This is a genomic window from Brevibacterium sp. S22, assembly GCF_004745485.1.
Classification (GTDB): domain Bacteria; phylum Actinomycetota; class Actinomycetes; order Actinomycetales; family Brevibacteriaceae; genus Brevibacterium.
This window is the reverse complement of record NZ_RHFG01000008.1, coordinates 87,115-98,907: the sequence shown is the minus strand read 5'-3', so window position 1 is coordinate 98,907 and position 11,793 is coordinate 87,115. Positions and strand designations below refer to the sequence as shown.

Annotated in this window: 13 protein-coding genes, 1 tRNA gene and 1 pseudogene; 8 read left to right on the top strand and 7 right to left on the bottom strand. The window is 66.1% G+C overall.

Annotated elements, in window-relative coordinates; translation table 11 throughout:
* Window positions 1-5: 5 nt before the first annotated feature.
* Window positions 6-749: a class I SAM-dependent methyltransferase gene (locus tag EB835_RS09335; RefSeq protein ID WP_135809191.1), complete on the bottom strand. Its 744-nt coding sequence runs from the start codon at window positions 747-749 to the stop codon at window positions 6-8.
* A gap of 194 nt (window positions 750-943) precedes the next feature.
* Between EB835_RS09335 and EB835_RS09330 the strand changes: the two genes are divergently transcribed.
* The 6 genes and pseudogenes from EB835_RS09330 (at window position 944) to EB835_RS09305 (ending at window position 5,664) form a co-directional block, all read left to right on the top strand.
* A complete protein-coding gene (locus EB835_RS09330) occupies window positions 944-1,273 on the top strand; it encodes a plasmid mobilization protein (protein ID WP_205749903.1) in 330 nt (109 codons plus the stop codon).
* Window positions 1,270-2,439, top strand: coding sequence for a relaxase/mobilization nuclease domain-containing protein (locus EB835_RS09325; RefSeq protein WP_135809190.1), 1,170 nt, complete (start codon window positions 1,270-1,272; stop codon window positions 2,437-2,439). Before EB835_RS09330 ends, EB835_RS09325 begins: the two co-directional genes overlap by 4 nt.
* Window positions 2,390-2,931: pseudogene (locus tag EB835_RS20840) on the top strand (hypothetical protein). The gene EB835_RS09325 and the pseudogene EB835_RS20840 overlap by 50 nt, the downstream one beginning before the upstream one ends.
* An 88-nt stretch (window positions 2,932-3,019) precedes the next feature.
* Complete coding sequence (locus EB835_RS09315; RefSeq protein ID WP_135809189.1) at window positions 3,020-3,388, top strand: Cd(II)/Pb(II)-sensing metalloregulatory transcriptional regulator CmtR; 369 nt, start codon at window positions 3,020-3,022, stop codon at window positions 3,386-3,388.
* Window positions 3,385-5,349, top strand: a complete 1,965-nt coding sequence (locus tag EB835_RS09310) for a heavy metal translocating P-type ATPase (RefSeq protein WP_127362084.1) — start codon at window positions 3,385-3,387, stop codon at window positions 5,347-5,349. The genes EB835_RS09315 and EB835_RS09310 overlap by 4 nt, the downstream gene beginning before the upstream one ends.
* 12 nt (window positions 5,350-5,361) lie before the next feature.
* Window positions 5,362-5,664: a thioredoxin family protein gene (locus tag EB835_RS09305; RefSeq protein WP_135809188.1), complete on the top strand. Its 303-nt coding sequence runs from the start codon at window positions 5,362-5,364 to the stop codon at window positions 5,662-5,664.
* A 148-nt stretch (window positions 5,665-5,812) separates the two neighbouring features.
* Here EB835_RS09305 and EB835_RS09300 read toward each other — a convergent pair whose 3' ends face one another.
* Together EB835_RS09300 and EB835_RS09295 are read right to left on the bottom strand one after the other, a co-directional pair.
* Window positions 5,813-6,049, bottom strand: coding sequence for an LLM class flavin-dependent oxidoreductase (locus EB835_RS09300; protein ID WP_135809187.1), 237 nt, complete (start codon window positions 6,047-6,049; stop codon window positions 5,813-5,815).
* A 419-nt stretch (window positions 6,050-6,468) separates the two neighbouring features.
* Window positions 6,469-6,541: transfer RNA gene (locus tag EB835_RS09295), tRNA-Asn, on the bottom strand.
* A 271-nt stretch (window positions 6,542-6,812) separates the two neighbouring features.
* Here EB835_RS09295 and EB835_RS09290 point away from each other — a divergent pair.
* Both EB835_RS09290 and EB835_RS09285 read left to right on the top strand, forming a co-directional pair.
* Window positions 6,813-7,724, top strand: coding sequence for a DMT family transporter (locus tag EB835_RS09290; RefSeq protein ID WP_240688654.1), 912 nt, complete (start codon window positions 6,813-6,815; stop codon window positions 7,722-7,724).
* Window positions 7,725-8,936 carry a glycosyltransferase gene (locus EB835_RS09285; protein WP_346763148.1) on the top strand — a complete coding sequence of 404 codons (1,212 nt, stop codon included), beginning with the start codon at window positions 7,725-7,727 and terminating at the stop codon, window positions 8,934-8,936.
* A gap of 13 nt (window positions 8,937-8,949) precedes the next feature.
* Here the strand turns inward: EB835_RS09285 and gluQRS are convergent, their stop codons facing one another.
* From gluQRS to EB835_RS09265, 4 genes are all read right to left on the bottom strand, one after another.
* Window positions 8,950-9,888 carry a tRNA glutamyl-Q(34) synthetase GluQRS gene (gene gluQRS / locus EB835_RS09280; protein WP_135809185.1) on the bottom strand — a complete coding sequence of 313 codons (939 nt, stop codon included), beginning with the start codon at window positions 9,886-9,888 and terminating at the stop codon, window positions 8,950-8,952.
* Window positions 9,885-10,205: a GNAT family N-acetyltransferase gene (locus EB835_RS09275; protein ID WP_135809184.1), complete on the bottom strand. Its 321-nt coding sequence runs from the start codon at window positions 10,203-10,205 to the stop codon at window positions 9,885-9,887. Before EB835_RS09275 ends, gluQRS begins: the two co-directional genes overlap by 4 nt.
* An 84-nt stretch (window positions 10,206-10,289) precedes the next feature.
* Window positions 10,290-11,132: an amino acid ABC transporter permease gene (locus EB835_RS09270; protein WP_135809183.1), complete on the bottom strand. Its 843-nt coding sequence runs from the start codon at window positions 11,130-11,132 to the stop codon at window positions 10,290-10,292.
* A complete protein-coding gene (locus EB835_RS09265; RefSeq protein WP_135809182.1) occupies window positions 11,129-11,791 on the bottom strand; it encodes an amino acid ABC transporter permease in 663 nt (220 codons plus the stop codon). The genes EB835_RS09270 and EB835_RS09265 overlap by 4 nt, the downstream gene beginning before the upstream one ends.
* Between the last annotated feature and the right edge of the window lie 2 nt (window positions 11,792-11,793).

The window sequence follows — 11,793 nt, the reverse complement described above, 5'->3', positions numbered from 1 at the left end:
CAGAACTATCCCTGTACCGCTTCGAGCGCGAAAAAGAGGAAGCACGGAGACGTCGTGACTCGGAGGAAGTCCTCGGGGTGCAGATCGCGAGCTTCTGTCAGAGGCTGCGGCTCAGTGATGCTGGTGAGACGAAACCCAGCCGAAGCGAATTCGTCGAGCATCTGCTGCAGGGACCTGCGCCAGAACCGCATCGGGATGCGCCTGCCGCCGAACTCCCATTCGAAACCGTAGCTGGTGGTCTCGAAGTAGTTCGGTCGCTGCTCCTGGATGTTGTAGGCGACGATCGGGTGGTCGACGGATGCGAACAGTCGGCCACCCGGCCGAAGGACTCGCCGCATCTCGGATAGCGCCGGTGCCCAGTCCTCAAGATAGTGCAGCACGAGCGAGGCGATCACATCGTCGAACGAGCTGTCCTTGAACGGCAGCGGGTCGTTCAGGTCGGCCTGACGGAGATCGACTTCGTCACCCAGGCGCTGCCTCGCATGGTCGAGCATTCCGGCGCTGGCGTCGATGCCCGTGACGACCGCTCCTCGGTCGTGCAGTGCCGCGCTCATTGCACCTGCGCCGCACCCCGCGTCAAGAACTTTGCGGCCTGATACTTCACCGGCCAGAGCTAGCATGGCTGGCCGTTCGTAGTAAGCGTTGGCGAGGCTGTCGTCGTTCTCGGCAGAGTAAGCGGCGGCGAAGCCGTCATAATCGTTGGCTGATAGCGTGCCTTCGTCGGCAGTGTTCAGAAATCCATCGTTCATGCCCCTCATTGTCTCAGTCGAAATCGTTCTTAGCCGAACATACGAAGGGAACGTGCGTGTCACAGATCCCGACCGAGCACAGCCGCCAGAGTCATAACTCCAACATGCCCTACAAGTACCCTGCTGGCCCTGACCGTACGGCTCCCAACACCAATGATGGTCATGGAGTCGATGAGCCCCAGGCGAATCGCGACGTGAGCATCGACGTGCGGGTCACGAAGGCGGAGCGCGAAGCGGTTCGGCGACGTGCTCGCAGGCTCGGCGTGAAGCCGAGCAAATGGGTACGCACGGTCATTCTCGACGCCCTGGACTCCCGCCGGGACGGTCTCGGGCATCTAGAGGTCGCGGCGGCCTCCACGCCGTCGCCGGAGCTGGGTCAGGCGGTCGAGCAGGTGCGCCGAATCGGGATCAACCTGAACCAGGCGGTGCGTCGCGGTGGTGCCCTCGACGACGCTCTGCTGCGCGAGGTCATGGAATCGATGGATGCCGTGCGGGCACAGCTCGGGGATCGGACGGCGCTATGAGTACGGTCAACGTGAAGCCGTCGCGGTCCGCCAGCGACTCGGTCGGGTACGCGCTGTACGGCAACGACAAGGACAAGCGCACAGAGCACGTCCAGACCGGCACCGATCGTGCCGCAGCGATGTCGTGCTCGGTGGAGTCGCCGTGGGCTTTCGTCGCCCGCGCAGAGGCTCTGGCGAGGGCCCACGGGCGGAAGAACGAGCTGTACTCGTACACGCAGAATTTCTCGCCGGACGAGTTCGGCAAGAACGACCGGGGGCACGTGCAGCGGGTCAATGAGCTGGGCGTGAAGCTCGCGGAGCGGATGCACTCGGCCGATCACCTCGTGGTCACCCACGCCGACTCGGCCGGCGGGCACCTGCATAACCACATCTACGTCATCAACCACGACAACCTCACCGGGAAGTCACTGCAGCGGAACACGTCGTGGAAGAACGGCCTGCGCCAGGCCAACGACGAACTGATGCAAGACGAGGGGTGCCAGGCCCTCCCGTCGCCGGAGCAAGCAAAGCCGGACTGGTCGCAGCGCCGGGAGGACTTCGCGTCAGGCGGATTCGAGCGCATCCTCGGGGACAAGGTCGCCGCCTCGCTGCGGGACAAGCGGTCAGTGGACCGGGCGGGATTCACCGAGGTACTCGACGAGCATGGCGTCGCCCTCGCAGAGACCCAGCGTGACGGCTGGACGTACAAGATGCGCCGGGCCGACAACGGCAAGCTCGGCCGGAAGAAAGCATCCGAGCTGACGCCCGAGTTCACCGCCGAGGGCGCACAGCAAATCTTCGAGTTCCACGAGAACAACCGACCGAAGGAGCAGAGCAATGAGCATTCTCGACGAGATGAGGAACGAGCAGCAGGAGACCGAGCCGAGCTCGACGGCGTCGAATCTGTCGGAGCCTACGAACGCCGACGTCATCGCAGCGGTCAACAGGCAGACGAAGGCCGTGAACGGACTGAAGTCGTATCTGCGGATCGCGATCGAGGAAACCGTCAAGGAGGAGCTGAAGGGCCTGCCGTCGACCTTGCAGCCGTCCGTCAACAAGTCGCCGCAGATCGAGAGCACGCTCAGAGAGTTCGCGCAGAGTCTCGACGGGAAGCAGCTGCAGAGCGCCTCGCAGAGCTTGATCGCCGAAGCGCAAATGAATCGAGCAGCTACGGCTTCGGCGACTGAGAAGCTCCAGTCCCTGGCCGAGGACAACCAGAAGCTCGTGAGCCAGGTCGGCGGTGCCGTGCAGCGGATCGAGAAGCGCACCGAGGAGCGGGTCGAGAAGGCGGTCGAGCAGGTCACCGGGGAGGCCTCGGCCACGATGACGGCGAACATCGACGCGTCGAACGAGCGCGCCGAGCGGATCATCGCCGCCACGGCGACGCTGGGGCCCGTCAGCTCTGGTCGGTCGCCGCGGCGATGCGCCTCGCCCTCCTGCCGGTGGTCGTGGTCGTCGCCGGGCTCTGGATGGGCATCGCCGGGCTCATTACGGGCGCTCAGTGGGCGGTGGACGGGGACGGGAGCGTGTGGCTCGGGATCGGGCGCTGGCTCGTGGTCGGCGCTGGCCTCGCCGGGGCCGGTTACGCCCTCTTCGCGTCCGTGCGTTGGGTCGCCAGCTTGGCGGAGACGTGGAAGGGCCGCGGGATGCCGACGTGGCCGAGCTGGCGCAAGAGGTGACCGCGATTCCCGAGGGCAAGCGCGCGGAGCGCGTGCGGCAGCCCCTGCATCGGGACGATTGGTCAGCGTGCACTGTATAGTTCAGTGCATGCTGACTATTGCTTCGCGCCTCGACGTCATGAGCCGGCTTGGCCGGGCCATGGCCGACCCGACGCGCTCCAAGATCCTGATGTCCCTGCTCGACGGCCCGAGCCACCCTGCCGTGCTGTCGCGCGAGCTGGGGCTGACGCGCTCGAACGTGTCCAACCACCTGACGTGCCTGCGCGACTGCGGGATCGTGGTCGCCGAGCCCGAGGGCCGCCAGACCCGCTACGAGATCGCCGACCCGCACCTGGCCGGGGCGCTGACGGCGCTGGTGGACGTCACGCTCGCGGTGGACGAGAGCGCGCCGTGCATCGACCCGCACTGCTCGGTGCCCGGCTGCTGCGCCGCGACCGGTTCAGGGGACGCCTCGTGAGCGCCGCCTGCGGCTGCGACGAGCCGACCACCAGTGCCGCCGAAGAGGCCGAGGAGGCCGAGCGCCCGTGGTGGCGCGATCCGGGACTGGTGGTGCCGATCCTCTCCGGCGTCGCGTTCGGCACCGGCCTGGTGCTGGAGTGGTCGGGGCTGCACGTCGCGGCGCTCGTCGCGTTCTGGGCGGGCCTGCTGCTGGGCGCGTACACGTTCGTGCCCGGCGCTCTGCGGAACCTGTTCGTCAAGCGGAAGCTGGGGATCGCGCTGCTGATGACGATCAGCGCCGTCGGCGCAGTGATCCTCGGCTACGCCGAGGAGGCCGCCGCACTGGCGTTCCTCTACTCGATCGCCGAGGCCCTGGAGGACAAGGCGATGGACCGCGCCCGCGGGGGCCTGCGCGCGCTGCTGAAGCTTGTGCCGGAGACCGCGACCGTGCTGCGCGACGATGCCTCGGTCGAAGTCCCGGCCAAGGAGATCGCCGTCGGCGACGTGCTGCTGGTCCGCCCCGGCGAGCGGGTCGCGACCGACGGGACTGTCCGGTCCGGTCGCTCCAGCTTGGACACCTCGGCGATCACCGGCGAGTCGATCCCGGTCGAGGTCGCCCCCGATGACGCAGTGTCGGCGGGCGCGATCAACACCGCCGGGGTCCTGGAGGTCGAGGCGACCGCGGCGGGCACCGACAACTCGCTGACCACCATCGTGGAGCTGGTCGAGCAGGCCCAGACCGAGAAGGGCGAACGCGCGCGCATCGCCGACCGGATCGCCCGTCCGCTGGTGCCCGGCGTGATGGTCCTCGCCGTCCTGGTCGGCGTGCTCGGCTCGCTGCTCGGCGACCCGGAGACCTGGATCACCCGCGCCCTGGTCGTGCTCGTCGCGGCCAGCCCGTGCGCGCTGGCGATCGCGGTGCCCGTCACGGTGGTGTCCGCGATCGGGGCTGCGACGAAGTTCGGCGTCGTCATCAAGAGCGGTGCCGCCTTCGAGCGCCTCGGCGGCATCCGCCACCTCGCCGTGGACAAGACCGGCACCCTGACCCGCAACCGGCCCGAGGTCACCGCCGTCGTCGCCGCCGACTGCTTCGACGACGCGCAGGTGCTCGCCTGGGCCGCGGCGGTGGAGCAGCACTCGACGCACCCTCTCGCCGCCGCCATCGCCGCCGCGGGCCAGGGAGCCCCCGCCGCGCAAGAGGTGACGGAGGAGGCCGGCCACGGCATCGGCGGCACCGTCGACGGCCTCCGGGTGAGCGTGGGCAGCCCCCGCTGGATCGACGCCGGACCGCTCAAGGCCCGGGTCGAGGACCTGGAGGCCGAGGGCCAGACCTGCGTGCTCGTCACCGTCGACGGCCGCCTGGCCGGGGCGATCGGGGTCCGCGACGAGCTGCGCCCCGAGGTCCCCGACGTCGTGCGCACGCTGAAGAGCCAGGGCGTCGAGGTGAGCATGCTCACCGGAGACAACGCCCGCACCGCCCACGCCCTGGCGCAGATCGCCGGGATCGGCGACGTGCACGCCGAGCTGCGGCCGGAGGGCAAGGCCCGCATCGTGGCCCAGCTCTCCGAGCAGTCACCCACCGCGATGATCGGCGACGGCATCAACGACGCCCCCGCCCTGGCCGGGGCGACCGTGGGCATCGCGATGGGCGCGACCGGCTCCGACGCCGCGATAGAGTCCGCCGACGTCGCCTTCACCGGACACGACCTCGGCCTGATCCCGCAGGCGCTGCGGCACGCCCGCCGCGGCCGGGCGATCATGAACCAGAACATCGTGTTGTCCCTGGCGATCATCACCGTGCTGCTGCCGCTGGCCATCACCGGCGTGCTCGGCCTGGCCGCAGTCGTGCTCGTCCACGAGGTCGCCGAGGTCGTCGTCATCGCCAACGGGCTGCGCGCCGCGCGTGCCCGCAAGAGCCAAGCGGCGGCCGCGTCGCCTGAGACGGCGTCACCGGCCGCGGTCCGCGCGGACAGAGCCTGAGAGGAGTGGATCATGGAGATCACGTTGCAGTACTTCGACGGGTGCCCGAACTGGGAGGTGCTCGACCGGCGGCTCACCGAGGCCCTCGACGGCCGATCGGACGTCCGCGTCGTGCATCAGCGAGTCGAGACTGCCGAGGACGCCGCCCGCCTCGGGTTCCACGGGTCCCCGACCGTCCTCATTGACGGTTCCGACCTCTTCGCCGACGAGCACACGCCGGTGGGGCTCGCCTGTCGAGTGTTCCGCACTCCTGCCGGGCTGGCTGGTTCGCCCACCGTCGATCAGCTGCGCGAAGTACTTGATGCGCCTCTATGAGGGTGGAGCACCGCCGGGTTGCGCGATCATCGCACCGACGCTCAGCGCAGGAAGAGCCGCCTTCATCGAAAACCAGCCAGGATTGCCGTCAGCGTTGTGCTGTAAAGCGCGCGAACGCTGACAACGGGTGCTACAACCCGGGCATGCGCTAGCGCATATCGATGACCCCGGTGCCCACTTCGATTGTGCGGGTCTTTGCGGCGATCGTCGACAGCAGCGGAATCGGAGAAGCCGCCTGGGTCGCGAAATGGTGGACGCGGAAATAGGCACCGTTGATGCCGAGTTCGTCGGCACCGACGGAGATCTCCAACGCGTCGCGCAACATCTGCCCGGCATCGAGGTCGGAACCGTAATGGCCGAAACTGAGGAATCCGAAAGACTTCATAGAGATTGAACCGGGACCCGTCACCCTTCTATTCCCGCCAGCGTGCCGGTTCCCACCCACACATCGATGACGCCGGTCGGCGGACACGGCCTCGATCAAGGCGAAGAGCATATATCGACCGGCGTACGGGTCGACAGACGCGCTGCGGCTTGAATGACGGGATATCGGGCGAAATTTTCGTCCGGCAGCGTGTCAGAGCAGTCGGGAACCATTCAGGCCGGTCGGAAGGGGCACGTCCGGCAGGAGCGAGTCGGAGCCGAAAGGTCCGGCTCAGCGGGCGGCCTATAACCCTATAACCCGGTCAGCCCGCACGCGGACCTCAGCAAAGGTCAACCCGCAGGTGGACCTCAGCAAGGGACAGCCCGCACGTGGACCCGGAGACGACGAAGGCCCCGTCCACTCGGACGGGGCCTTGGCTGCTCCCCCGGCTGGGCTCGAACCAGCGACCCTTCGATTAACAGTCGAATGCTCTGCCAACTGAGCTACGGAGGAATGCCGCAGTATCCTGCGGACGTGCTGTCCACCTTAGCAAACCCCACGGCCCGCGAACAAAACCTGACAGAGTGCTTTACCTCACAGGAATCGGGGTTTCCCCACCCGCCGCCGCGGGTTCCCTGACAGTCTCAGCGCAGGGTTGCCTCACAGTCAGGACAAACACAGTTCACAGCCGTCTGCACGACCGTCCTGCGCGATAGACTCGAAGCGATCCGCTCCCCGCATCTGCCCCATCGAAATCTGCCCCGTCGAAACCGGAAGAGTCATCGTGACCATTGTGGCAATCGCCTTCGCCGTCCTGGCAGCTGTGGCACTGGCGTTCGGCGCCCTGTACCAGCACGACGCTGTTGCGGGGCAGGATGACTCGCACAATGGACTCAGCTGGGCGCATTTCACCGAACTGCTGCACAACCGCCGGTGGCTCCTCGGGCTGATCATCCTCGGCTTGGGAACGGCAGGAAACTTCGTGGCCCTGGCGTTGGCACCGGTGATGGTGGTTCAGCCGATCGGGGCGTTCTCACTCATCGTCTCCGTGCTGCTCGGCGTCCGTCACCGCGGGCTCAAGGTCAACAGGCGGCTCGTCCAGTCGGTCGTCTGGTGCACTGTCGGGGTGACGCTCTTCGTCGCGCTTTCGGCCACGACTGCGCAGTCGGAGGTCCACCTCGGCGCCGATGCGATGCCGCTGTTCTGGATCACCTCCATCGCCGTCATCGTCGGCCTCGTGATCATGCTGGTCTTCCGCCATGCCCCTCAGCTCGTGCTCATCACTGCGGCCGGGCTGCTCTTCGCCTGTGTGGCCACGAATGCCCATCTGGTCAGCGTCCAGTTCCTCCAGGCCGGGCTCGAGCAGGTCACCTGGATCAACGTCGCCGCACTGTTGGCGGCCGTGGCGCTGGGATCCTGGTTCGTCCAGAATTCCTATGCGGCAGGACCTCCTGAGATGGTCATCGCCGGGCTGACCGTCATCGACCCGATCGGGGCCGTGATCCTGGGCACCATCGTCCTCGGCGAGGCGGCACATTCACCCGTCTGGCTGGTCGTGCTCATCGGTCTCACCGGATTGGTCGCCTGTGCGGCCGTCGTTGTATTGTCGCGGTATCATCCCGATGTCAGAGATCGAGAAGCTCAGCGCAGGGACGCCCGGCGTTCCGACACCATGACCGACACCGAGGAGAGCTGAATCCTGTCTGCGCACCGTCCCACTCAGAAACGTCGGATCCTCATTCCGGCAGAGACCTACGCCCCCGAAGTCAATGGTGCCGCGAAATTCGCCGAACGGTTGGCCGAAGGTCTCGCGGACCGCGGAAATGATGTCCATGTGGCCTGTCCCTCAGCGACGGGCAAGCCTTCGGTCAGCGTCGAGAACGGAGTCACCGTTCACCGGCTCACTGCCCATCGATGGCCACTGCACCCGACATGGATGATCTGCATGCCGTGGGAGACGAAGCCCGAGCTCTCACGACTGCTCGACAGCATCCGCCCTGATGTCGTCCACACTCAGGCTCATTTCGTCATCGGCCGCTACGCGTTCTCCGAATCGATCCGGCGCGGAATCCCCGTCGTGGCCACGAATCATTTCATGCCCGACAATGTCCGCCCCTACCTCAGGGCTCCGAAGGCCGTTCTCAACGTCGGCACCGCCATCGCCTGGTGGGATCTGCGCCGAAAATTCCAGTCCGCCGATTTCATCACGGTTCCCACACAGCTGGCTGCCGACCTGCTCACCGAGAACGGTTTCTCCTCCCCCATCCGCGCGGTCTCCTGCGGGATCGACCTGCAGCGCTTCGCTCATCTGCGTGAGCTAGACTCGGCTGCTCCGCGGGCCATTCCCCCTCGCGTCCTCTTCGTCGGTCGCCTCTCCTCGGAAAAACATGCCGCAGACATCGTCGAGGCCGTGGCGAAGACCGATCCGGAGCTGGGTCTCGAAGCCGATATCGTCGGCGGCGGCGACCAGGAGGAGCCGCTGAAGCAGCTGGCGTCGGAACTCGGCATCGCCGACCGTGTGAATGTACTCGGCAAGATCAGCGACAAGGCACTCATGGAGGCGTACCAGCGCTGCACCTTCTTCTGCATGCCCTCGACCGCCGAACTGCAGTCCATCGCCACGCTCGAGGCATTGGCCTCCCGTAAACCCGTGGTGCTTGCCGACGCGGTCGCGCTGCCGCATCTCGTCCGCGACGGCATCAACGGGTATCTGTTCCCGCCGCGCGATATCGATGCGTTGGCCGATCGGTTCACGCGCATCTGCCGGATGCCCGACGTCGAACTCGATGACATGTCGAAGGCGTCTCTCGACGTCGTGGCCAAACACGACATCGAGTACACCCTCGATACGTTCGAAGCGATCTACGACGGAGTCGTCCGAGACGCCGTCGACTCGCCGGCGGCGTGAGGGCTGATCGGCCTCAGGGACCCGCCGGCGGGACGAAGATCGTCGGTTCTGTCGACATCTGATTGAAGTCGACTCCGGAGATCATGTCGTCGACGGACCTCCACCGACCACCGATGTCGCCGAAGCCGAGTGACTGCTGCATCCAGACAAAGAAGTCAGGGGCGGTCCACCCGATGCCGCGCAGCTGCTGGCAGGTCACCGCTCCATCGCGTTTGGCCAGCCGCTGTCCGCTCTCGTTGAGCACCAGCGGCACATGCAGCCAGCGGGGTTCGGGCACTCCCAGCAGCCTGGCCAGATACGCCTGGCGAGGTGCTGAGGAGGCGAGGTCGTCCCCGCGCAGGATCTCGTCGATTCCGCTCGCTGCGTCGTCGACGACGACGGTGAGATTGTAAGCGAAGACGCCGTCACCTCGCCGCAGCACGAGATCGTCGACGATGGCGTCCACCCGGCCCAGCAGCACATCGTCGATCTGGTGCTCTCGATTGTCCGTGCGCAGACGCAGCGCCGGCGAACGGTTCTCCGCCTCCAGTCTCCGCCGGTGGGATTCGCGCTCCCCCTCGCCGAGGCTGCGGCAGGTCCCGGGATACGCCCCGGGTGGCGCGTGCGGTGCGCTCGGCGCTTGGGCAATGTCCTTGCGAGAGCAATAGCATTCATAGACGAGACCGTCCGCCGCCAGTTTCGCAATCGCGGCCGAGTACTCCTCGGTACGTTCAGATTGGATGGTAGGCGGCTCATCAGGTGTGACCCCGAGTTCGGCGAAGACTTCGAGCTGCGAGTCTGCCGCACCGGCCCGCACCCGGTCGAGATCCTCGATCCGCCACAGGAACCGTCGGCCGGTCTGCCGAGCCCGCACATAGCTGAGCAGACCGGAGCGGATGTTGCCGATGTGGAGGTCACCGCTCGGACTCGGAGCGAAACGACCAGCTCGGACAGCCGGGTCGGACCTGGTCACTGACGAGCCACGAGATCGCCGTACTGCGGGAACCGCTCGAGGTAGTCCTGCACATAGGAACAGGTCGGTACGATTGAGGACCCATCTGCTCTGATCCGTTCGAGCACTTCAGTGACGAGGGTGCGGGCGAAGCCGCGCCGGGAGAAGCCTTCGGAGATGATCGTGTGCTGCAGCTCCACGGTGCGGTCATCGATGACCTGGTAGGCGAGGAACCCGATGAACTCCCCCGGGGTCTCATCGGTGAACAGTTCGTACCGTTCACGGTCGAGGTTCTTCACGACCCTCACCGGTGTGGGGCTGAGCTGAGGCTCTGGCATTGGTGCGCTCCTTCATGGCCGACTCCTAAGTGAACGATACATGGTGTCGCGTGGCCCGGTCGGGAACAACCGGGCCCCGCGGCATCAGTCGACTATCTTGGTGGTCAGGCCGCCCGCCTCGGTGTCGGCGGTGGTCTTCCGTTGGAGCCGTGACTCGAGCCATCGGGCGAAACCGGCGACGAGCATATTGATGATGATGAACAGGACCGCTCCGACGATGAAAGTCGGCAGCAGGTTGTTGTACTCGCGTCCGATGAGGTTCACCTGGTACAGCAGATCCTGGTATGTGACGATGAAGCCCAGAGCGGAGTCCTTGAGGAGGACGACGATCTGGGCGATGATCGTCGGCATCATGGCCCGCAGAGCCTGCGGCAAGAGCACGAGGCTCATGACCTGGCCGGAACGCAGCCCGATGGCCATTGCGGCCTCGCGCTGCCCTGTGGGGACGGCGAGGACGCCGGCCCGGATGATCTCGGCCAGCACCATTCCGTTGTAGAGGGTGAGGCCGAAGACCACGGACCAGAACGAACCGATCTCGTTGCCGAACATGAGGAACATCGCGAAGATCAGCAGCAGGACTGGCACACCCCGGAAGAACTCGAGCACGATCGTGCCGGGGACGGAGATGACCTTTCGGTTGGACAGACGCAGCAGAGCGAAGACGATGCCGACGACCATCGCCAGCACGGAGGCGACGACGGCCACCTTGAGCGTGGCGAGCATCCCCTGGAGCAGCACCGTCTGGATCTGCGCAAAGGTGAATGGATACCACTTCGCCGGATCGAGTTGGCCCGCGTCGGCGAACTTCCAGACCACGAAGGCCGCGATCGCCAACAGCACGAGCGTCGAGATCACGGAGAGGATGATGTTGTTCCGGCGCGATTTCGGACCGGGTTCGTCGAACAGCACTTGAGTGGGTGCGCTCATCGCAGGATCACCAGCTTCTTCTCCAGGTAGTCGAAGACTCGTCCGAGCAGCAGAGCCAGGATGAGGTAGGCCAGCGCGGTGCCGAACAGCAGCGGGATGACCAGGTCCCCGCGGATCTCGATGGCATTGCGCATCGCCGAGATGAGCTCTCGGTTGTTGAACGCCGAAGCGATCGAGGTGTTCTTCAGCATTGCGATGATGACACTGCCCAGGGGCGGGATCACTGTGCGGAACGCCTGCGGCAGGACCACCTCGCCGAGGGTCTGTCCGAAGCTCAGGCCCACGGCCCGTGCGGCTTCGGCCTGACCGACCGGGATCGTGGCGATACCCGACTTCAGGGTCTCGGCCACAAAACAGGCGGTGTAGACGGTGAGCGCGATCGTGGCGTAGACGAACGAGTTGAAAGAGCTCGTCGAGCCGAACCGGATGTCGAGGAACGGCAGCCCGAACGCACAGAAGAACATCACCAGGGTCAGCGGCGTGTTCCGGACGACGTTGATGTAGGTCGAAGCCGCCCCGCGCAGCACCGGGGTCGGAGACACCCGCATGGCGGCGAGCACCGTGCCGAGGATCATGGACCCGACCAGGGCGACGGTGAAGAGCTTGATCGTTCCCCACGCACCGGAGAGGAACAGCTGGAGAAGCTCCAGGAAATCCATAT

Excerpts from the sequence above, each read along its gene's own strand:
- EB835_RS09315 (WP_135809189.1), top strand. The coding sequence starts at position 3,020 with ATGCTGACTATTGCTTCGCGCCTCGACGTCATGAGCCGGCTTGGCCGG.
- EB835_RS09335 (WP_135809191.1), bottom strand. The coding sequence starts at position 749 with ATGAACGATGGATTTCTGAACACTGCCGACGAAGGCACGCTATCAGCC.
- EB835_RS09265 (WP_135809182.1), bottom strand. The coding sequence starts at position 11,791 with ATGGATTTCCTGGAGCTTCTCCAGCTGTTCCTCTCCGGTGCGTGGGGA.
- EB835_RS09325 (WP_135809190.1), top strand. The coding sequence starts at position 1,270 with ATGAGTACGGTCAACGTGAAGCCGTCGCGGTCCGCCAGCGACTCGGTC.
- EB835_RS09305 (WP_135809188.1), top strand. The coding sequence starts at position 5,362 with ATGGAGATCACGTTGCAGTACTTCGACGGGTGCCCGAACTGGGAGGTG.
- EB835_RS09275 (WP_135809184.1), bottom strand. The coding sequence starts at position 10,205 with ATGCCAGAGCCTCAGCTCAGCCCCACACCGGTGAGGGTCGTGAAGAAC.
- EB835_RS09300 (WP_135809187.1), bottom strand. The coding sequence starts at position 6,049 with ATGAAGTCTTTCGGATTCCTCAGTTTCGGCCATTACGGTTCCGACCTC.
- EB835_RS09270 (WP_135809183.1), bottom strand. The coding sequence starts at position 11,132 with ATGAGCGCACCCACTCAAGTGCTGTTCGACGAACCCGGTCCGAAATCG.